Source organism: Amycolatopsis sacchari, assembly GCF_900114035.1.
Classification (GTDB): Bacteria; Actinomycetota; Actinomycetes; order Mycobacteriales; family Pseudonocardiaceae; genus Amycolatopsis_E; species Amycolatopsis_E sacchari.
The window spans coordinates 130911-149746 of sequence record NZ_FORP01000005.1 but is presented as its reverse complement, the minus strand read 5'-3'; the positions used below and the strand labels follow the sequence as shown (position 1 = coordinate 149746).

21 protein-coding genes and 1 tRNA gene are annotated in these 18836 nt (G+C 69.5%); 14 read left to right on the top strand and 8 right to left on the bottom strand.

Annotation, left to right across the window (positions count from 1 at the left end):
- Positions 1–4: 4 nt before the first annotated feature.
- From BMZ92_RS11105 to BMZ92_RS11095, 3 genes are all read right to left on the bottom strand, one after another.
- Positions 5–274 (bottom strand): carbon-nitrogen hydrolase family protein, encoded by a 270-nt coding sequence (locus tag BMZ92_RS11105; RefSeq protein WP_091505880.1) that lies wholly within the window; start codon positions 272–274, stop codon positions 5–7.
- 435 nt (positions 275–709) lie between these two features.
- On the bottom strand, positions 710–1456 hold the full coding sequence (locus tag BMZ92_RS11100) for a glycosyltransferase (RefSeq protein ID WP_091505878.1): 747 nt from the start codon (positions 1454–1456) through the stop codon (positions 710–712).
- Positions 1453–2220 carry a GntR family transcriptional regulator gene (locus BMZ92_RS11095; RefSeq protein ID WP_143249846.1) on the bottom strand — a complete coding sequence of 256 codons (768 nt, stop codon included), beginning with the start codon at positions 2218–2220 and terminating at the stop codon, positions 1453–1455. The genes BMZ92_RS11100 and BMZ92_RS11095 overlap by 4 nt, the downstream gene beginning before the upstream one ends.
- 104 nt (positions 2221–2324) lie before the next feature.
- Between BMZ92_RS11095 and BMZ92_RS11090 the strand changes: the two genes are divergently transcribed.
- The 12 genes from BMZ92_RS11090 (at position 2325) to BMZ92_RS11040 (ending at position 9847) form a co-directional block, all read left to right on the top strand.
- Positions 2325–2687, top strand: coding sequence for a hypothetical protein (locus tag BMZ92_RS11090; protein ID WP_091505875.1), 363 nt, complete (start codon positions 2325–2327; stop codon positions 2685–2687).
- A gap of 450 nt (positions 2688–3137) precedes the next feature.
- On the top strand, positions 3138–3386 hold the full coding sequence (locus BMZ92_RS36835; protein WP_143249845.1) for a hypothetical protein: 249 nt from the start codon (positions 3138–3140) through the stop codon (positions 3384–3386).
- A 25-nt stretch (positions 3387–3411) separates the two neighbouring features.
- Positions 3412–3675, top strand: coding sequence for a hypothetical protein (locus tag BMZ92_RS11085; RefSeq protein WP_091505873.1), 264 nt, complete (start codon positions 3412–3414; stop codon positions 3673–3675).
- Between the two features lies 1 nt (position 3676).
- Positions 3677–3859: a hypothetical protein gene (locus BMZ92_RS11080; protein ID WP_091505872.1), complete on the top strand. Its 183-nt coding sequence runs from the start codon at positions 3677–3679 to the stop codon at positions 3857–3859.
- Positions 3860–3961: 102 nt separating this feature from the next.
- Positions 3962–5329 (top strand): FtsK/SpoIIIE domain-containing protein, encoded by a 1368-nt coding sequence (locus tag BMZ92_RS11075; RefSeq protein WP_091505870.1) that lies wholly within the window; start codon positions 3962–3964, stop codon positions 5327–5329.
- Entirely contained in the window at positions 5329–5700 is a 372-nt protein-coding gene (locus tag BMZ92_RS11070) for a hypothetical protein (protein WP_091505868.1), read from the top strand. Before BMZ92_RS11075 ends, BMZ92_RS11070 begins: the two co-directional genes overlap by 1 nt.
- Before the next feature lie 3 nt (positions 5701–5703).
- Positions 5704–5943, top strand: a complete 240-nt coding sequence (locus tag BMZ92_RS11065; RefSeq protein ID WP_091505866.1) for a hypothetical protein — start codon at positions 5704–5706, stop codon at positions 5941–5943.
- Entirely contained in the window at positions 5943–6347 is a 405-nt protein-coding gene (locus tag BMZ92_RS11060) for a hypothetical protein (RefSeq protein WP_091505865.1), read from the top strand. The genes BMZ92_RS11065 and BMZ92_RS11060 overlap by 1 nt, the downstream gene beginning before the upstream one ends.
- Before the next feature lie 18 nt (positions 6348–6365).
- Positions 6366–7043 carry a DUF2637 domain-containing protein gene (locus BMZ92_RS11055; protein ID WP_091505863.1) on the top strand — a complete coding sequence of 226 codons (678 nt, stop codon included), beginning with the start codon at positions 6366–6368 and terminating at the stop codon, positions 7041–7043.
- Between the two features lie 85 nt (positions 7044–7128).
- Positions 7129–8469, top strand: coding sequence for a replication initiator (locus BMZ92_RS11050; protein ID WP_091505862.1), 1341 nt, complete (start codon positions 7129–7131; stop codon positions 8467–8469).
- The gene (locus BMZ92_RS11045) at positions 8466–8642 is read left to right on the top strand and encodes a helix-turn-helix transcriptional regulator (RefSeq protein WP_091505860.1); all 177 of its coding nucleotides are present in this window, start codon (positions 8466–8468) and stop codon (positions 8640–8642) included. The genes BMZ92_RS11050 and BMZ92_RS11045 overlap by 4 nt, the downstream gene beginning before the upstream one ends.
- The gene (locus BMZ92_RS11040; RefSeq protein WP_091505859.1) at positions 8642–9847 is read left to right on the top strand and encodes a tyrosine-type recombinase/integrase; all 1206 of its coding nucleotides are present in this window, start codon (positions 8642–8644) and stop codon (positions 9845–9847) included. The genes BMZ92_RS11045 and BMZ92_RS11040 overlap by 1 nt, the downstream gene beginning before the upstream one ends.
- A 106-nt stretch (positions 9848–9953) precedes the next feature.
- Here the strand turns inward: BMZ92_RS11040 and BMZ92_RS11035 are convergent.
- The 4 genes from BMZ92_RS11035 to BMZ92_RS11020 all read right to left on the bottom strand — a co-directional run bounded on the left by BMZ92_RS11035 (position 9954) and on the right by BMZ92_RS11020 (position 12582).
- Positions 9954–10027 (bottom strand) — tRNA-Pro (locus tag BMZ92_RS11035).
- Positions 10028–10103: 76 nt separating this feature from the next.
- Positions 10104–10943: an LLM class F420-dependent oxidoreductase gene (locus tag BMZ92_RS11030; RefSeq protein ID WP_091505858.1), complete on the bottom strand. Its 840-nt coding sequence runs from the start codon at positions 10941–10943 to the stop codon at positions 10104–10106.
- Between the two features lie 10 nt (positions 10944–10953).
- On the bottom strand, positions 10954–11847 hold the full coding sequence (locus BMZ92_RS11025) for an SDR family oxidoreductase (RefSeq protein ID WP_091505856.1): 894 nt from the start codon (positions 11845–11847) through the stop codon (positions 10954–10956).
- A gap of 3 nt (positions 11848–11850) precedes the next feature.
- Positions 11851–12582, bottom strand: coding sequence for an SDR family oxidoreductase (locus BMZ92_RS11020; RefSeq protein WP_091505855.1), 732 nt, complete (start codon positions 12580–12582; stop codon positions 11851–11853).
- A 100-nt stretch (positions 12583–12682) separates the two neighbouring features.
- Between BMZ92_RS11020 and BMZ92_RS11015 the strand changes: the two genes are divergently transcribed.
- Entirely contained in the window at positions 12683–13369 is a 687-nt protein-coding gene (locus tag BMZ92_RS11015) for a TetR/AcrR family transcriptional regulator (RefSeq protein WP_091505853.1), read from the top strand.
- A gap of 226 nt (positions 13370–13595) precedes the next feature.
- A complete protein-coding gene (locus BMZ92_RS11010; protein WP_245782998.1) occupies positions 13596–15725 on the top strand; it encodes a hypothetical protein in 2130 nt (709 codons plus the stop codon).
- A gap of 52 nt (positions 15726–15777) precedes the next feature.
- On the opposite strand, the gene BMZ92_RS11005 is transcribed toward BMZ92_RS11010, so the two are convergent.
- Positions 15778–18681 (bottom strand): S8 family serine peptidase, encoded by a 2904-nt coding sequence (locus BMZ92_RS11005; RefSeq protein ID WP_091505851.1) that lies wholly within the window; start codon positions 18679–18681, stop codon positions 15778–15780.
- Between the last annotated feature and the right edge of the window lie 155 nt (positions 18682–18836).

Genomic DNA, 18836 nt, shown 5'->3' with positions numbered 1-18836 from the left:
ACGGCTAGCGGGCGACCGGAGGACGGCGCCGGAAGACGCCGAATCCGATGAGGACGACCGCCCCCGCGACGCAGAGCCAGGCCACGGCGTCCCCCATCACGCGGTAGGGCGTGGTGACGCCGTGGACCGGCACGTCGACGAGCCACAACTCCTGGTCCACCAAGGTGTTCTGGGTGGACAGCACACGACCGTGGCTGTCGAACGCCGCCGACCAGCCGACGTAGTCCTGCCGGACCAGCGAGTAGCCGTTCTCGACGGCGCGGAGGCCGGCCATCCGGGCAATACCGCTAAGTTAGTACGTTTTACCTGGTCAGGGCGTTACCGGAGGCTCTGTTCAGTCGTTCCCGCCGGTTAGGCGGTTCTCCACTTGAGACAGTCGCCGTTGCGGTTGAGGGGAATCTTCAATTGAGGCAACTGTTCTGTCGGGGTGTGACCGCTCTGTGGGCGACGCCTCCAAACGCCTCTGAGCTGCGGAAACTCGCCTAAACTTAGCGGTATTGCCTGCCCGGCGAGGGCATGTTCTTCTCCCTTTGCGGCGGCTGTGGGGCCGCCTGGCCTCCGTCGAACCGCCGCGCGGGACCGGCGCCAGCCGCACGCCCGCGCCTGGCGGTTCGACAGGATGAGGGCCAGATCAGCGGCCCCGCAGGGGCCGCCTTGAACAAGTAGAGAAACTTTGAACACGGCATGTGCGCTGTTCACTGGGAGCTGGTTACTCGCCGGGAACGATCACGGTCATGAGGGCTTCCGCGCGGTCGCCGATCATGCGCATGCGGATCGCGTACTCCTCGGGATCGGAGTGTGCTGGTGCCTGGGTGACCTGTCCTGGCCACTTGCGGTAGAGCAGACCAGGGGTGGCGATGAAGTACCCGCGTGAGACAGCGTTGGCCGCAAGGACGAGACCGGTGTCTTCGGACGCTGGGAGCGGGGACCACCCCCCAAGTGCGAGCAGAAGCTTGCTGCGGATGCAGAGCGTGGCGCCGTGGACGCAGGACCGGTAGCCGTGGGTCTTCCAGTACTGGAGCACCGTGCCGCGCTGGATGATGCCTTCGGCGGGGTCGTCGTCGAAGCCGACCCGGGCACCGTCCGGCATGAGGTCCAGGGCTTTGCAGGTCGTCCATCCGATCGCCGGTTCACCCTCCAGTGCTGCGATGTCGCGCGCCAATGCCCCGGGCAGCAGCATGTCGTCCGCGTCGAGCGTCTTGATCAGCTCGCCTCGGGCGCGTCCCGCGGCTACGGATCGTGTGACACCGGGGCCGCCCTTTCGGTTGTGGCCTGGTCGCACCCGCGCGTCGTCGGGTAGCTGCCCGGTGAGCAAGTCGGGTTCGCCGTCCGCCTGGACAAGCCATTCCCACTGCCAGCCGGACGGGAGTTCCTGCGCGCGCAGCGAGTCGTACGCCTCCATGAGGTACTTGAGGCTTGGCGGGTGTACAGGGGTGATGACGCTGATGACCTTCACTGGTCGCTTCCGCCTTCGGTTTGGAGGGTGTGGGTCGAGGTGAGCACGATTCGGTCGGCTCGCACGATGATGTCCGCCGTTTCAACCGGCAGGTCTCCGGCTAGGTGCGTCCGTTCGATATCTACGACGGGAATACCCGCGCCAATGTGGAGCGCTCTGCTTTCGTCGGCATCGGGCATGCGGGCTCGTGTCCGTTCCTCGATTGTCGTCACGGTGATCCCGATCGAGCGAAACCGTTCTGCGACACTAGGATTTCCCTTCGTGCCGTCCACCGGTGTCTCGATCGGCGTGCCAGCCGTGAGGGCAAGCGGCTCCCATTGAGTGCTCACCTGGACCGGCTGCCCGTTCACGTGCCACACGTACCGCACCACGCTCACCTTCGCGCCTGACTCGATCTTCAGGCGTCGGGCGATGTGTTCCGGCGCGGCCTCAGTCCAGATGGACGCGTCAACGCGATCGAAGGGGTCTGTCGCGGCAGCGCCGGGGCTGGCGCTTCGCACGTAGCGGTCGTTGTCCCATTGGAGAACGGCGGGTGCCTGGGCGACGTAGCTGCCGGTGCCGCGTCGCGTCTCGACCAACCCCTGCTCGCGCAACTCGTCCGTCGCGCGCACGATCGTCGTCAACGCCACGCCGTACTCGTCGGCCAGGGCTCGCGCTCCCGGCAGCCTCTCCCCCACCTTCCATTCACCCCGGCTGATCCGTTTCCGCAGGTCAGCGGCGACTTGGAACGACGGGGAGACGCCGCTGGCGTCGTTGATCGGCATCGTGTCCACCTTTCCTCAGGTGAAGGGTAGCGCACTGTACGGGTGTTATGGTTTACTGGAACACAGGAACACAGGACGACAGTTCCCACAGGAGGACGAGAGACATGCGGAACATCCCGGTGAACCTGAGCGGCTTCAAGCTGACGATCACGGAGGCGCCGACGCTGAAGATGCGGGAGAACGAGAACAAGGAGTTGGTGGTGGCGACCGACCACAACGGCGTTCAGCAGTACGTCGTGGCCTTGTTCGCGAAGCCGGTTGCGCGGGAGGGGCAGCGCGCGGGCAAGGGTGAGGAGATCCGCGTGACGCTGGCGACGGAGCCCTCGGAGGAGTTCGAGGAGGGCATGCGGGTCGAGTTGATCGACGCGACGGTGTCGGCGTGGGCGATGGGTGACCGTTCGGGTCTGTCGTTCCGGGCGCTGGGGCTCAAGCCTGCCGGTGAGCGCGGCCTGTCCTCCGCCGCGTAGCCGGTAGCCCGCCGGTGGGTGACCGGCCGCTGGGAACTGCCCCGTTCCTGGTGAACCAACGCCCTGGAGCGTTGCCCGTGTGGGCGGCGGCCCGTTCGAGTCGGGCCAGTGCGCTTATCGCTGATTGTCAATTACAGAGTGGGCCGATCCATGCCAAAAACACGCGCCTATGTGTGGTGGCGCGCCTTGATCCCCGGCCTGTTTTCCGGGGGTTTTGGGGTTCTACCACAACGCCTCGGGGAGGTAGGAATGCGGAACAGGGAATTGTGGATCGATATCGACGACGACCAGGACTCCCGCGCGCCGGGTGGGTTGTCGACGTTCGATCCGTACGGGCCGAAGCGGGGTGCGTGATGACCTGCCCCAACGGTCACGGTGACTGGTACCTGGCGACGACACGCATCGCGACGTGCCGGGTGTGCTCGTGCCAGTGGGAGGTGTGAGACAGCTATGGCTGTCTACACCGGTGGCGATCTGGCGTGGAGCACTCTGACCGAACACACAGCCAAACTGACCCCGGAAGGCTGGGAAGTTTCCTGGCTACCCGGGCGCTCGTTTGACCGCGACTCGGCGATCATCGCGATGTTGCTGGTCGAAATCTATGTGAGGGACCCACCGCCGTGGGACGAAGAGTGGCTAACCGCCGCGAAACTTGAAAAAGAAATTAACGTAAGCCGTCGGGCGGACTGGCGCGGCTGATTCATAGAAGGCAGAGGGAGCGCGTATGCAGATTCAGGCGGTGAACCGACGGGCGAAGGAGCGCTATAGCGCGTTCGTGACGTCGATGGATTTGGTGCTGGAGGCCATGGACGGGCTCACCCCGTTGATCGAGAAGGTTGACGACCGGCACGAGGGTCCGGGGTGGACGGTCGCGACTCAGGACGAACTCACCGGCTACCGGCAGCAGGCGTTGGACGCGCTGGAGCGGTTGCGGGCAGCGGCGAAGAAGTACGAGACCGAGCTGGTGTCGCGGGACTGGAGGGTCTGACATGGCACATCAGGTGGACCGGGCGATTGAGGCGGTGGACGCCGCGATGCGCCAGCTCAAGCGCTCGATGCGCGGTATCCCGGCTCGCCGGGAGGGCTTCAAGGATCACCACGACCGGACAGCGAAGGCGATTGCCCGGCTGACGGTGACGCTGTCGGACTCCCGCGCCGCCATCCGCGACTAGACAACACCACGACAGATTCTCGACACGGGGATCGGCTCCCGCCCTGACATGGGGTGGTGCAGCCGGTCCCTTTTTTCATGCCTGGAAAGGGGAAACACCACGATGGGTACCGAGTTTTCCAAGCGCGCCAAGGGCGCGGAGATGAAGGCCGCCGCCTGGCTGGGACGTCACCCCGGCGCGGTCCTGACCCCGGCAGCGGTCACGGCTTCCGGGGTGGAGCTGGGCTGGACTGCCACGGGCGGCATCCTCGGTGGCACCGCCGTCGGGTTGGGGGCGTGGTATCGGGCGCACCCGGACACCTTCGACCGGTTCGCCGCACCCCGGATGCGCGCCTGGCGCCGCCGGTGGCTCACCTACGTCGGGCCGCGCTGGCGTAACGCCCTGATCGCCTGCGACCTGTACACCACCCATCGCAAGACCGGTGAGATGCGGGTCCCTCGGGTGGTGCGGGTGCGGTCCTACTCGCCGAGCGTGGACACGGTGTACGTGCGGCTGCACCCCGGCCAGCACCTGCGCCAGTTCGAGGCCAAGCTGCCGGAGCTGACCGAGGCGTTGAAGGTGGAGCGGATCGCGCTGGAGCGGGTCAAGCCGCGGGTGCTCGCGCTGGTGGTCGAGCGGTCGGAGCCGTTCACCGAGGTGATCGAGGCCCCGGAAATGCCCTACGACGGCGACGCGGTGGACCTCACCGACCTCTACGTCGGGGAGACCGAGTACGGCGGCGAGTGGCGGTTGCCGCTGCTGGGACAGCACATCTTCGCCGCTGGCGCGACCGGGGCCGGGAAGAACTCGGTGGTGGCCTCGCTGCTGCGGGGTGTGGCTCCGCTGGTGCGGGACGGGTCGGTGCGGTTGTGGCTGTGCGACCCCAAGCAGATGGAGTTCGCCACGCTCGCCGGGATCGCGCACCGCTACGCCGACACCGACGAGGCCGCCGCTGAGCTGGTCGACGAGTACGTGGAGGACATGCAGGCCACCCAACGGATGCTGGCGGAACAGGGACAGCGCAAAATCACCCCCTCGCCGGTAACGCCGCTCAACCTGCTGGTGCTCGACGAGATGGGCGCCCTGCTCGCCTACGGCGACGCCAGTGTCGCCCGAGGCCTGCGCCGCCAGCTCGCCCTCGTGGGCTCGCAGGGCCGCGCCACCGGGCACTCGATGGTGGGCCTGGTGCAGGAACCCACGAAGGACACGGTGCCGGTGCGGGACCTGTTCACCACCCGCATCTGCCTGCGCGTCACCAGCGCGGCGCACGTGGACATGGTGCTCGGGGAGAACGCCCGCCTCCGGGGTGCGCTCGCGGACGAGATCCCGAACGACCCGGCCACTGCCGGTATCGGGTACGTGATCCGGCAGCGCTCCCGCGTCCCGATGCGCGTGCGCGCCGCCTACGTGGATGACCGCGAGCTGGACGAGCCGGTCGAGTTCGTGCGGGCTGGATGGCGCGGCGGTGCTGACCTCCGGGTGGTGGCGTGATGGCCCCGATCAACTACCCGGACACGCTGCACGCGGAGCACTACCTCGTGTTGGTGGAGTACCCGAACCCGAAGCGGACCGCGCCGAACTCGGGGCGGCTGCACCGCAACCGTGCGGACGCCGAAGCCGAGGCCGACGAAGGCGCACGCCGTCTGGACCCTCGCCTGGCCCGGCGTGTGCAGTTCCGCATCACCACCGTCACGCCCGTCTACCTGCCGCGCTGCGTGGTCTGCGGCCAGTTCCCTACCGGCCACCCGGTCGCCTACCCGGACTGGTGGGCGGTGCACGAGGACATCACCGAACACTCCGGCTGGCTGGCCACCGACCAGCACGTCTACTGCCCCGCTCACCGACCCGACAGAGAGGACTAACCTATGCTCACGCTGCGTTTCCTGTGGTCCTGGACCAAAATCACCACCCTCACCCTGCTGGCGTTGGTGATCGAGCACGCGGTGCTCACCGGGTTCTGGGGCTTCGCCCTCGCCGCCACCATCACCGCCGTCGTGTGGCTCGCGGTCACCGTGGGCTTGTACCGGGAGTGGCGGGCCCACGGCACCGGCTACCGGCACGAAGTCTCCGAGTGGGTCACGCCGCGCCCGGACCGGAGGCTGTGATGGGCCGCCGCACCGATCCCGGGCAACTGGACCTGTTCGGACCCCAGCCGGTTTCCGCGCCCGTCCCCGGCCGGGCCTGTCCGCCGCCCCGGTCACCGCGCCGGGCGGCGTCGGTCACCCCGACCGTGGCGCACGACGTGCTCGCCGAAATCCAGGAGGGCCGCTACGGGGCACTGGACGACTCCGACCGGATCGTGGTGTTCGAGGACACCGACCGGGTGCGGCTGGCTACCGATGAGGACACCGTGCACGAACTCCTCACCGGCGGCTACGTCCAGCGCTGCCCACCCCGGGAGGCCGTCTCCTGTCTGCACGGCGCCATCCGCCGCCCCGTCGCCCCGCTCCGGCTGACCCGCCAGGGCCGGGCGCTACTGCACCGCTGGTCCGCCCTCAAACCCTACTGACGAAGGGAGAACCCCGCCATGTCCAAGATGGACAGCTCGAAGCTGACCGACGCCATCCGCGTCCTGGTCACCGTGGTACTGGGTGGGATCGGTGGGGCGGCGGGGTTCACCCACACCCACGACTGGGCTGTCCACCACGGACAGACCGGGTGGCTCGCCTGGGCCGACGCCGTGGTCATCGAGGGCATCGCCATCGTGGCCGGGTTCGAGGTCCGCCGTGACCACCAGCGCGGCAACCCCCGCAAACTCACGTTCCCGCTGCTGGTGCTCATTGCCGGGTTCGGCATCCAGATGACCGCCCAAGTCGCCCTCGCCGAACCCACCCCCTCCGGGTGGCTGCTGGCCGCGATGCCCGCCCTCGGGTTCCTCGTCGTGGTCAAACTCCTCCTCCGCCGCGCACCCGCTGACCGCGAGCCCGCGCCGGCCGAATCACGACCGACACCCGAGCCGGAATCGGTGAAGCCTGCACCGGCACCTCCGGCCGCCTCAGCCTCGGATACGACGGCGCAGGTGCTGCCCCGCCTCAAGCTCCCGGCCCCGATGGCGGAGCGCATCCACGCCGCCGCGAACGAGGCCCGGCAGGCCGGACGGCAACTCACCCCGGCCGACGTGCAAGCCGTGGTCAAGGTCCCCGACGACCTTGCTGCCCGCATCGTCGCCGACCTGGCCACGGTCAACGGCCACTCCACCGTCTGACCACCTGCCCGGAAAAGGGGCGGGAGCACGGCACACCACCGCAGCTCCCGCCCCTTTGTCATGTCACGGAAAGGAACCGTCTCCGTTGCTGACGCTGGAAGACCGCATCACCCACCGCCTCCGCTCCGCCGACTACGCGGACTGGCGAACCAAAGTCCTGGGCGTCGGTGGCTGCGCCAAGCCGATCCGGCTGGCGGGCGCCCATCAGCTCCAGGACAAGACCACCGGCCGGGTGCTGTATCACGTTGGTGGGGAGATCTTCGTGCCGTGCGGCAACCGCCGTGCCGCCGTGTGCCCCACCTGTTCCGACCGCTATGCCGCCGACGCTTTCCACCTCATCCGCGCCGGACTCCTCGGCGGCACCAAAGGCGTCCCCGAGGCCGTCACCACCCGGCCCCGCGCGTTCCTCACCCTCACCGCCCCGTCGTTCGGGCCGGTCCACACCCGGCAGGTCACGCTCCGGGGCCGGGTCCGACCGTGCACCTGCGGAGAGCACCACCGCGAAGCGGACCCGCGTCTCGGGACCCCGGTTGATCCGGACGCCTACGACTACGAAGGCTCGGTGCTGTGGCAGGCCCACGCCGGGCTGCTGTGGCAGCGCTTCGTCATGCGTCTGCGCCGAGAACTCGCCCGCCGCGCGGGCATCCCGAACCGGGAGTTCGCCGACACCGCGCGGGTGTCCTACGGCAAGGTGGCCGAATACCAACGGCGCGGCCTGGTCCACTTCCACGCCATCGTCCGGCTCGATGGCCCCGAAGGACCCCACACCCCACCCCCGGCATGGGCCTCGGCCGAGCTGCTGGAAGACGCGCTGTACGCCGCTGCCGCTGCTGTCGAGTACGAGACGTTCCGGCCGGGCGGCGAGATCCTGACACTCCGCTGGGGAGCCCAAGTCGATGTGCGGCGCATCTACTCCGACACCGCTGCCGAGGTGGAAGACGAGGCGGGGCAGATCAGCGAACCCCGCCTGGCCGCGTACATCGCCAAGTACGCCACCAAGGGCACCGGCAAAACCGAAGCCGCCGACACCCCCATCCGCTCCGAATTGGACATTGCGCGGCTGACGGTGTCCGAGCACCACCGCCGCATGATCCAGACCTGCTGGGACCTCGGTGGGCTCGAACCGTACGCGGAGCTGCACCTGCGCCGCTGGGCGCACATGCTCGGCTTCCGCGGGCACTTCCTCACCAAGTCCCGCCGCTACTCCACCACCTTCAAAGTCATCCGAGGCGACCGCCGCGCCTACCGGCTCGCCGAAACCCTCGACCGGCTCGGGCTCGAACCCGACACCGTGCTCGTCGTCAACGACTGGACCTTCCAAGGTGCCGGATACCGCGACGACGCCGAAACCGAACTCGCCGCCGGGATCGCGGAACGCATCCGCGATGACCGGAAAGCCAAATACCGCAAGGAGAACCCGTCATGACCAAGAAGCTGCTCACCATCGACGACCTCGCCGACTACCTCGGCGTCCCCAAAGGCACGCTGTACCAGTGGCGCACCAAGGGCTACGGCCCCGCAGGCATCCGCGTCGGCAAGTACGTCCGCTACCGACCTGACGACGTGGACGCCTGGCTGGACGGGCAGGAGGCTGCCTGATGGCGCGGGCATGGGTCTACGACCGGACCAAGAAGAAGGACTACCTGGAAGCCGTCAAGCGGGCGAAGAGCAAGGGGAGGCAGCCACCCTCACGTTGGCTCGTCCAGTATTACGACCGCACCGGCAAGCTGCGCTCGGAAGTGGCGCCCAACAAGGCCCGGGCGGAGATCCGCCGTACGGAGTTGGAGTCGGCGCTCACTCAGGGAACGTACGTCGATCCGGCTGCCAGCAAGGTATCCGTCAGCGAGATGGCAGAAAAGTGGCTGGAATCGCGCCACGACGTCAAGCCTTCGACGTGGTGGAAGTATCGGGGGATCATCGACAACCACGTGAACCCGAAGTGGGGCGACATGCCCCTGAGCGCGGTTCACCGGGAAGACATAGCCGCCTGGGTTGCTTCGCTTCTCAAGCCCAAAGCGCAGGAGGGAAGCGGTCTCGGTCCGTCACAGACCCGGCACGCCTACCGGGTCCTGTCGATGATCCTGGAGTGGTGCGTACCGAGCCGCTTGCACACCAACCCTGCTCGGGGGATCAAGCTGCCGATCCGGCCCGACGCGGAGCACATCTATCTGACGTACGAGCAGATTGAGGCCCTCGCCGACGCCGCCGGGAACTTGAAGACCAAGTACGGCGTCCCGACTGCCTCGGCGGCGGTCAACCGCGCCTTGATCCTCCTGCTCGCCTACACCGGCCTGCGCTGGGGTGAGGCTGCTGCTCTGCGAGTGGGCCGGGTGGACCTGAAGAAGCGGCGCCTGCGAATCGCCACCACCTTCTACGAGGTCAACGGCGTCCAGCACGAGGGCCTGCCGAAGACCGGCAAGCGACGCACCGTGCCGATCCCGGCCTCGCTGGTGCCCGAGCTGGAACGGGTCATCGGCAACCGGCCGGACAACGAGCTCGTGTTCCGTACCGCCCGAGGCCACTCCCTGCGGGCGAACAACTGGCGGGTGCGCGAGTTCAACGCGGCGGTCAAGGCGGCCAAGCTCAACGTGGAGGGGCTGACCCCGCACAAGCTCCGGCACAGCGCCGCCTCGCTCGCCATCGCGGCCGGAGCCGACATCAAGGTGCTTCAGCTCCTGCTCGGCCACGCCGACGCGTCGGTGACCCTCAACATCTACGGTCACCTCTTCCCCGACCGCCTGGACGAGGTCGCCGACGTGCTCGACGCACGGCGTACCGCCCTGCTGGATCGGCGCGCGGCGTGACAAACGAGAACCGCCCCGTGTGGCATGAATGTGGCATGCCGCCGGGGCGGTTCTTCGTTCTTCAGCTATCGCAGCCCGTCTACCTGCGTAAACAGACTGCCGACCGTCGGGACGACAGGATTTGAACCTGCGACCCCTTGACCCCCAGTCAAGTGCGCTACCAAACTGCGCCACGTCCCGGCCGTCATCGCCCCGCGTGCGGGGTGATGACACGTAGCTTAAGGGGTCCCGGCAACCGCCTTTCAGCCGGGGGTCTTCACGCCAGCGGGGCGAGCGCTTCGGCGAGCGGCTCGAGTACCGCGGGGGTGTGGGGCGGCGGCAGGTAGACGATCGCGAGGTCCAGGCCCTGCTCCCCGAGCGCGGCGGCGTCCGCCGCCACCTTCGCGACGTCGCCGTCCTCGCCCAGGCGGACGTGGCTGGACAGCACGATCTCCTTCGGATCACGCCCGACATCGGCGCAGTGCTGGTGCAGGACGTCCCGCTTGCGGGCGAACTCCTCGGGCGTGCCGCCGACGAAGTTCCAGTGCTGGGCGAACCTCGCGGTCGTCCGCAGGGTGCGCTTCTCCCCGCTCCCGCCGATGCAGATCGGCGGATGCGGCCGCTGCACCGGCTTCGGCTCGCAGCGCGCGTCCTTCAGCTGGTAGTACTGCCCCTCGAAACTCGTCGTCTCCTGGGTGAGCAGGCCGACGAGCACCTCGCACGCCTCTTCGAACCGGTCGCTGCGCTCCTTGACCGGCCCGAGCCGCATGCCGTACGCGCCCGACTCCTCCTCGTTCCAGCCCGCCCCGATGCCGATCTCCAGCCGCCCGCCGGACACGATGTCCAGCGTCGCCGCCATGTTCGCCAGCAGCGCCGGGTGCCGGTAGTGGATCCCGCTGACCAGGGTGCCCAGCCGCAGCCGGCGCGTCGCCTGCGCGAGCGCCGTGAGCGTCACCCAGCCCTCCAGGCACGGCCCGGTCGGATCCGAGAAGATCGGGTAGAAGTGGTCGAACGTCCAGCCCGACTCGAACAGCTCGATCTCGTCGGCCGCCTGCCACACCGCCAGCATGTCTTCCCAGCGGGTGTTCTGCGGACTCGTCTTGAAAGCGAAACGCATGCGCCCGAGCCTAAACGTGGAGTGGCTCCAGGTGCGGGTGCAGCAGGTCCGCCAGGCCGATGCGGCGCAGGAACTCCGCGCGCACCCGGTCGGCCACCGCGTTGACCACCTCCGCGCCGTCGTCCGACGGGTCGATGTGCACGCGGAACGGCCGCCGGCCCTTGGGCATCCCCACCACGCGGACGATGGCCTGCGCGACCGCCCGCACGTCGGCCTCCGGCGGCTCCAGCTCCGCCATCCGCCGCGCCAGGTCGTCGAGCAGGCCCGCGTAGTACGTCTCGTACTCGGCCGCGACCGCTTCGTCCGCCGGCTTGCCGCTGTGCGCGTAGTGGTTCGTGCCGGAGGTGAACGAACCGGGCACGACGATCGTGCTCTCGATCCCCCACCTCGCCAGCTCCAGCGCATAACTCGCGGCCAGCGCGTCCATCCCGGCCTTCGCGGCGAAGTACGGCGCGAGGTACGGCGGCGTACCACCCCGCGTGCTCGAACTGCCCACCCACACGAGCAGCCCGTCCCGCGCCCGCCGCAGGTGCGGCAGCGCCGCGCGGTTGAGCCGTTGCGTGCCCAGGACGTTCGTGTCGTACAGCGAAGCCAGCTGCTCCGGCGTGAACGCCTCGGCGGGGCCGGTCACCATGTGGCCGGCGTTGTGCACCAGGACCTCGAGCCTCGGCTGCTCGTCCAGCACCGTCCGCACCGCCGCCTCGACCGACGCGTCCGACGTGACGTCGAGTTCGACCGCCCGCAGGTTCGGGCTGTACCGCGCGGCCTCGTCCGCCTGCTTCGCGTTGCGCCCCCGCAGGTCACGCATCCCCGCGTACACGGTGTGCCCCGCGTCCGCCAGGCCGCGCGCGGCGAGGGCGCCGAACCCGCTCGAAGCTCCGCTGATCAGGATCCTCTTGCCCATGGCTCAGATCGCCCCACCGTTCGCGTAGAGCACCTGGCCGTTGACCCACCGGGCGGGACCGGCGAGGAACGCGACGACCTCGGCGATGTCCTCCGGCTGCCCGAGGCGCTCCAGCGGCGGCTCCTTGGCGAGCGTGCTGATCAGCTCCTCGCTCTTGCCGTCGAGGAACAGTGCCGTCGCCGTCGGGCCGGGAGCGACCGCGTTGACCGTGATGTCCCGGCCGCGCAACTCCCGCGCCAGGATCACCGTGGCCGCCTCCACAGCACCCTTGCTCGCGCCGTACGCGGCATAACCCGGCCTCAGGAACCTGGTGATGGAACTGGAGAAGTTAACGATCGCCCCGCCGGCGCGCAGCCGCCGCGCCGCCTGCTGGTCCACGACGAACGTGCCGCGGACGTTCGTGCGCAGCACGCGGTCCAGCACCGCCAGGTCGAGTTCGGCGATCGGCGCGAGCGGCATCACACCTGCCGCGTGCACCACGACGTCGACGCCGCCGAAGCGCTCCTCCGCCTGGTCGAAAACGCTTGCCATGGCCGTCTCGTCCGCGACGTCGGCGGCCACCGCGAACGCCTGTCCCCCCGCCTTCTCGATGGCCTCGACGGCCTCGTCCGCGTCGGCCTTCTTGCTCGCGTAGTTCACGACGACCGCGTACCCCTCGCGGCCCAGCCGCTCGGCCACCGCCCGGCCGATGCCGCGCGAACCACCGGTGACGATCGCAACTCGTGTCGTGCTCATCCCACTGCTCCGTAACGTTGTTCCGTTCTGACGTTAGCGACGTTACCACGCTTCCCGTACTCGCGCTACAGCCAACCCGTAACGCCGCTATCCTGGAGCCATGGACACACGCACCCAGATGCTCGAAGCGGCGGAGAAGCTGCTGAACGCCTCGCCCGACCGGGACATCGCCACGCGCGCGGTGTGCGAGGCGGTCGGCGTCGGCGCACCCGTCCTCTACCGGCTCTTCGGAGACAAGAACGGCCTGCTCAGCGCCGTCGTCGACTACGGGTTCGAGCGGTACCTCGCCGCCAAGCGGGCGGCGGAGGGCTCACCCGACCCGGTGGCCGACCTGCACAACGGCTGGGACACGCACACGGCGTTCGCCCTCGACCACCCCGCCGTGTACCGGCTCATGTACTCCCCCAGCTTCAAGGAGGTGCCCGCCGCGGCACGCGAGGCGATGCGGCTCCTGCGGCAGGTGCTCGAGCGCTGTGCCGCGGCCGGGAAGCTGCGGACGAGCGTGGAGAGCGCGGCGCAGGCGATCATGTCCGCCAACATCGGGGTCGCGCTCAACCTCGTGAGCCAGCCCGGCGTCTACACCGACCCCGGGCTGTCCACCCGGGTGCGCGACGCGGTGTTCGCCGCCGTCCTGGTGGACGGGGAACGGGCGCCGGCGGCCGAACCGGCGGTGGCGACGACCGCGCTGCAGCTTTCGGCACTGCTGCGGGACGCGGACAGCCCGCTCGGCGGGCCGGAGACCGCGCTGCTGCGGCACTGGCTGGAGCGGCTCGCCGAGCGGGGCTGAAAACGCGCGCGGCCCTTCACCGAAAAGGGCAAGTGACTTTTTCGGGACCACTGACGAGAAATTCCCCCTATCGAGCGAGAGGGATGCGGGCAGAACGCCGTTCACGGCCCCCGCTAAGGTGATCACCGCTGTGCCGTGTCCGGCACGTACTGGGGGTTCCGCCGAAACGCCGCGCAGGCCCGGTGCCGGGACGCGCGCGTTTTCCGGCCGGGAAAGGAATGGGAACGTGGTCCAGGTGGTGGATGTTTCACCGGATGCGGGGGAACTGCCGAGAACCGGCACCCCCGGCAGGCGCTGGGGGGTTCGGCGCGCGCCGGCACTGTGGACCGGGGCGCTCGCGCTGGTCGTCGGGCTCGGCTTCGTCCTCGTGTCGCTGGCGTTCAACGACGGCCGCCTGTTCGGCCCGCTCGACGACGTCTACATCCACCTGCAGTACGGCAGCCAGCTCGGCGCCGGCCACTTCTTCCGGTTCAACACCGGTGACGACATCAGCGCGGGCGCGAGCAGCATGCTGTACGCCTTCGTGCTCGGCGCGGCGTACGCGATCGGCTTCCACCACACGCTGCTGCTCGCGTTCGCGATCGGGTTCAACGTCTGCTGCTTCGCCGTGGCGTCCGCGTCGACCTGCCTGCTGGCGACCCGCCTGCTGCACCGGACGGCCGGGATCTGGGCCGGCCTGCTCGTCGCGCTGTCCGGCCCGCTCGCCTGGGGTGCCGCGAGCGGCATGGAAGTCGGCCTCGCCATGATGCTCGTGACCGGCCTGCTGCTCACGTTCGTCACCGAGCAGGACGCCGCGCGCTTCCGCTGGACGCCGGTCGTGGGCGCGCTGCTCGCGCTCGTCCGGCCGGAGGGCCTGATCCTCGCGTGCGCGCTCACGTGCGCCGTGCTGTGGACGCTGTGGACGCGCCGCGGGCTCGCCGGTCCCGCCAGGACGGTCCGCCGCGCCGTGTGGAGCCTGCTGCCCGCCGTGGCCGGGGTCGCGCAGCTGACGTTCTACAAGCTGGCGACCGGGACGTTCTCCGCCAACGGCATCCAGTCGAAGTCCCTGCTGCACGACCAGCCCGAGTTCTACGTCAGCCAGTTCGTCGACAGGGCCGGCGCGACCCTGCGCACCCTGTTCGGGATCTTCCTCGGTTTCTCCGGCCAGGAGTTCACGTTCCCCGGCGGCCTGCTGGTGTGCCTCGGCGGCGTGGCGTACCTGCTGCTGAACCGGCGCCTGCGGCCGCTGGTGCTCGCGACGCTCGCCGGGCTCGGCGGCGCCGTGCTCTCGCTGTCCACTCTGGACAGTGCGCTCCTCCACGAGCTGCGGTACTTCCAGCCCTTCCTCCCGCTGTTCGTGGTCTTCGTCGTCGCCGGGTGCACCGGCGCGGCGCAGCTGATCGCCCGTGCGCGCACGCGACGGCTCGCGCTGCACTCGGTGCTCGCCGTGGTGCTGGCGTTCTCGGTCGTGGCGTTGCCGGTCTGGTCGGTGCGCTACGCCCGCGCCGCGACGGCGATCCGGGAGAGCGACGTCTCCTACGCGGCGTACCTCAGGGGCAACGTGCCGCCGGACGCCACCATCGCGATCAAGGACGTCGGCGCGGTGGCGTACCTCGGCGGGCACCACGTCGTCGACCTGCTGGGCCTGGGCACCAACGGTTTCGCGGAGGCGGCGAACAACGAGATCGGGTCGCTGTACGAGGCGGTGCGGCACCTGCCGCCGGAGCGCCGGCCGGACTACTTCGCGACCTACGACACCGGCCCCGGCCCGTCGATGAAGCCGATGCGGGACGTCGGCGTCCTGGAGCAGCCCGCGCTGGCGAGCTTCGACGTGCACGCGCCGGAGGACTCGCGCGGCTTCCTCATGGTGCCGTTCCGCGTGTTCACCGTGACGAAGGCGGACTGGAGCCTGGTGGACAACGGCGACGCGGCCCCGGTACCCGGCGACGTGCGCGACCACCTCAACGTCGCCTACCTCACCGACGAAAAGGCGCACGACTACGCGTTCCTGCCTGCTCAGGACGGCCTGCAGCCGTTCACCTCGCTCGCGCGCGAGGGCGACGTGATCGACAGCGGCAGGCACATCCTGGGCGGCGAGGAGTTCACGCTCCACAACGCCGTTCCCGGCCGCGCCGCGACGCTGACCGCCCGCGTCGCCATGCACGGCACCGTGCCCGAGGCGAACCTGCTCGTGAACGGCAAGCCCGCCGGGAAGTGGGTGCGCGAGGGCAGGGACAGCACCTGGGAGACGTACACGTTCACGATTCCCGCCGAACTCGTCGACAGCGACACCCTGCACATCGAGGTCCGGCAGCCGCGGCCGGTGCTGAGCCCGTACCCGGACTACATCTCCTACGGGTACTGGCTGACGCAATGACGAAAGGGCGGGGCCGCCACGGGAGTTCCGTGGCGGCCCCGCCTCTTTTCGGCTACACCGGCCGGACGGGGCCGGAGCTGATCACCGGGTGCACGTTCGCCGGACGCGTGGTGCTGCTCGCCGGCTGCGCGTAACCGTTGACGTGCAACGAAACCGCGCGGATGAACCCGTCGTCGCCACCCGCGGCGTCGACGACGGTGAACGTCCACGTGCCGTCCGCCGCCGTGCCCGCCATCCCGCCGAACGGCGAGACCGGCCGCCACGTGCCGGTGAACGGCGCGTCCAGCCCGGTCACCGACGCGAACGGGGTCGCCGCGCTGTCGGTGAACACGACCTGGCACAGGTTGTGCCCGTTGCCGCCGTTGCGCTGGAACACCGTCGCCTTCTGCCCCGACGGGGACGTGAGCGTCCCGATCAGGTCACCGATGTAGGAGTGGTTGACACCCACCTCGGTCGACGTGGGATCGGTGCCGCACGTGGTGCCGTCGACCGACAACGCCACCTTCGACGCCTGCCCGATCCCGGACACCGGGATCGACACCGAGGCGCCGACCGGGCTGTTGTCCGGGATCGCGACGGGCGCGCCCGCGTAGGCGAAGTCGTGCACGACGGGCGACGGCGTGCCGACCTGGAGCGAGAACGACGTCGTCGTCGGCGAGTACGCCCCGGCGAAGGAGACCTTCGCGTCGAGGACGACGGGCTGCCCCAGTTTCTGGCTCACCGGCACGGTGACGGTGAAGTCGTTCACCCCGGTCTGCCCCGGGCTGATCGTGCCGTACGCCTTCGACCGCGGCGTGATCGTGACGCCCGGCGTGGGACTGGTCAGCACCACGCTCGTGGACACCGCCGTGCCGTCACCGGTGTTGGTCACCGGCAGCCGGACCTTCGCCGTGTCACCGGGGTCGAGCGCGGTGCCGCCGTCAGTGGGCACGACGGACGGTTCCTGCGCCTGCACCAGTGGCTGCGGGCTGGCGCCGGTGTAGGCCAGCACCTTGTCCGCGAGCAGGATCCCCTTGCCGGTCAGGTTGTCGGCGCCGGGGGCCTCGATGTCGACCGCGGTCGCGAGCAGCGCCTCCCGCACGTCCGCCGGGGACAGCCCGGGGTTGCCGGACAGCACCAGCGCGGCGATCGCGGCCGCGTGCGGAGCGGCGGCCGAGGTGCCGAAGAACGGGTTGAACCCGGTCACGCTCGTCGTCACGCCGTCAGCGGCGGTGAGATCCGGTTTGGCGCGGACCTCCCCACCCGTCGACGACACGTTGCCCGGTGTGATCGGGGTGCCGTCGGCCCGGTAGAACACGCGGCGCGGGCCGTCCGAGGAGAACCGTTCCGCCTTGCTCGCAGAGGAGAACGAGCCCGGGTACGGGCCCGCGGGGTTGGGCGGGTCGCCGGGCTCGAGGGCACGGCCGAACGCCGCCGCCGCGGGCGCCGCCGCCACGCTGAAGGCGTCCTTCGCGGCCGAGTGGCCCACGGTCACGCCGGGCGTGTTGTAGGCCTTCAGCCCGTCCGAGGAGTCGGAGAACCGGCCCCGCAGCGCGGAAAGCGACAGGTACCGGTCCTGGCCCGAGTACTTGACGATCGCGAGCCGCAGCCCGCTGCCGCCGAACGCGGGCGTGCCGAGGATCTCGTACGGGTCCTGCGTGCCGTCCTGCACGTCCTGGCTGAAGTCGACGACCTGTCCCGCGCGGTTGAGCAGGTAGAGGTCGTAGTCGTCGCTGGCCGCGCCGAGTGGGTCGGACCAGTGCAGCGTCACCGGGACGCCGGCGGAGGAGGCGTCCGAGATCGGCTCGAAGATCTGGCTCCCACCGGTGCCCGCGAAGTTGTGCGCGGTGCCCGCGAACTTGCCCACGTGCTTGCCGGAGTCGACGAAATCGCCTTCCCAGTGCGCTGCGGTGCCGTCGGCGACGTTGCCCTCGTTGCCCGCGGAGGAGAAGTACAGCGCGCCGTTCGCGGTCACGTCGTTGACGGCCTGCGCGATGATCCAGTCCTGGAACGGGGATTCCTTGAAGTAGATCACGTCGTCGACGATGACGTCGCAGTGCCGGTCGAAGCGCAGGGCACGGATGTTGTCGGCGAAACTGGCGTCGGAGTTGAAGGCGGACGCGAAACCGAGCGACGCGTTCGGCGCGAGGTCGTGGATGATCTCGAGCATCGCGGTGCCCTCGTCGCCCGCGCCCTCCTGGCCGGGGATGACGTCCACCTGCGGCGGCAGCTCACCCTTCGCCTGGGAGGTGGCGAGGGAGTCCACGCCGTCGGACAAGGCGCACACCTTGACGCCGACGCCGGTGACGCCGAACTGCTGACGGGCCAGGTCCGCGTTGTGCGCGCGGTCGCCTTCACTGGTGACGGCGCCGGCCTGTGCCCGCATCTTCGTCTTGTCGGAAAGCGCTTTCTGCAGCTCGCCCTGGATGCGGGCGGCCTTCTGCTGCTTGCTCTCCTGCGGCACGTTCGGAACGGCGAGCTCGCGCTGGGTCATCGCTTCGTCGGCCGCCTCGACCCGCTTGACGTCCGCCCTCGCGGCGATGGTGCTCACCGCCGCGAGCGGCAGTTCCGCGCGGACGCTCGCGTAGTGGTCGGACACGGCGCGGACTCCGGCACCCGCCTTGGTCAGCGCCGAGATCAGGTCCGGGGTGACCTTGGTGGCGCGGATGTCCACCACGGTCGTGGCCCCGGCTCCCTGCTGCAGCGCGGGCAGCGCGTTCGCGGTGAGCCTGCCCGACTGCAGCTTCTGCCGGACGAGCAGCTTGCTGTCCACTTTGGATTCAGTCTTGCTCGCACCCGCTTTGATGCCTTGCAGGGTGGCGATCTGCGCGAGCGCGGTCGCGCTCACGTCGTCCGGAGACTGCGCCGGTGCAGCCGTCGCGGGGGTGGCGAGGCCGAGCGCGGCGAGCAGGACCGCCGCACCGGCCGCGGCCGTCGCTCTCGATCGGGGATGTCTCTTGGAACGGGTTCGATGCACGAGCGTCCCTTTCGACTTCAGGAACCGGTGATCACCGGCTGAAGGACAGCTAAATACCGGGAGAATTCGCTCGACAGCACCGTTCGGGTGACTGACCGGACCATTTTTTGTCACCGTGACGGAAGTCGTAGGCCGTTCAGTGCAATCCCGCGTGC

Bases quoted from the DNA above. Each gene is read 5' to 3' on its own strand.
- BMZ92_RS11105 (WP_091505880.1), bottom strand. From the start codon at position 274: ATGGCCGGCCTCCGCGCCGTCGAGAACGGCTACTCGCTGGTCCGGCAG.
- BMZ92_RS11095 (WP_143249846.1), bottom strand. From the start codon at position 2,220: ATGCCGATCAACGACGCCAGCGGCGTCTCCCCGTCGTTCCAAGTCGCC.
- BMZ92_RS11090 (WP_091505875.1), top strand. From the start codon at position 2,325: ATGCGGAACATCCCGGTGAACCTGAGCGGCTTCAAGCTGACGATCACG.
- BMZ92_RS36835 (WP_143249845.1), top strand. From the start codon at position 3,138: ATGGCTGTCTACACCGGTGGCGATCTGGCGTGGAGCACTCTGACCGAA.
- BMZ92_RS11085 (WP_091505873.1), top strand. From the start codon at position 3,412: ATGCAGATTCAGGCGGTGAACCGACGGGCGAAGGAGCGCTATAGCGCG.
- BMZ92_RS11080 (WP_091505872.1), top strand. From the start codon at position 3,677: ATGGCACATCAGGTGGACCGGGCGATTGAGGCGGTGGACGCCGCGATG.
- BMZ92_RS11075 (WP_091505870.1), top strand. From the start codon at position 3,962: ATGGGTACCGAGTTTTCCAAGCGCGCCAAGGGCGCGGAGATGAAGGCC.
- BMZ92_RS11070 (WP_091505868.1), top strand. From the start codon at position 5,329: ATGGCCCCGATCAACTACCCGGACACGCTGCACGCGGAGCACTACCTC.
- BMZ92_RS11065 (WP_091505866.1), top strand. From the start codon at position 5,704: ATGCTCACGCTGCGTTTCCTGTGGTCCTGGACCAAAATCACCACCCTC.
- BMZ92_RS11060 (WP_091505865.1), top strand. From the start codon at position 5,943: ATGGGCCGCCGCACCGATCCCGGGCAACTGGACCTGTTCGGACCCCAG.
- BMZ92_RS11055 (WP_091505863.1), top strand. From the start codon at position 6,366: ATGTCCAAGATGGACAGCTCGAAGCTGACCGACGCCATCCGCGTCCTG.
- BMZ92_RS11045 (WP_091505860.1), top strand. From the start codon at position 8,466: ATGACCAAGAAGCTGCTCACCATCGACGACCTCGCCGACTACCTCGGC.
- BMZ92_RS11040 (WP_091505859.1), top strand. From the start codon at position 8,642: ATGGCGCGGGCATGGGTCTACGACCGGACCAAGAAGAAGGACTACCTG.
- BMZ92_RS11030 (WP_091505858.1), bottom strand. From the start codon at position 10,943: ATGCGTTTCGCTTTCAAGACGAGTCCGCAGAACACCCGCTGGGAAGAC.
- BMZ92_RS11025 (WP_091505856.1), bottom strand. From the start codon at position 11,847: ATGGGCAAGAGGATCCTGATCAGCGGAGCTTCGAGCGGGTTCGGCGCC.
- BMZ92_RS11020 (WP_091505855.1), bottom strand. From the start codon at position 12,582: ATGAGCACGACACGAGTTGCGATCGTCACCGGTGGTTCGCGCGGCATC.
- BMZ92_RS11015 (WP_091505853.1), top strand. From the start codon at position 12,683: ATGGACACACGCACCCAGATGCTCGAAGCGGCGGAGAAGCTGCTGAAC.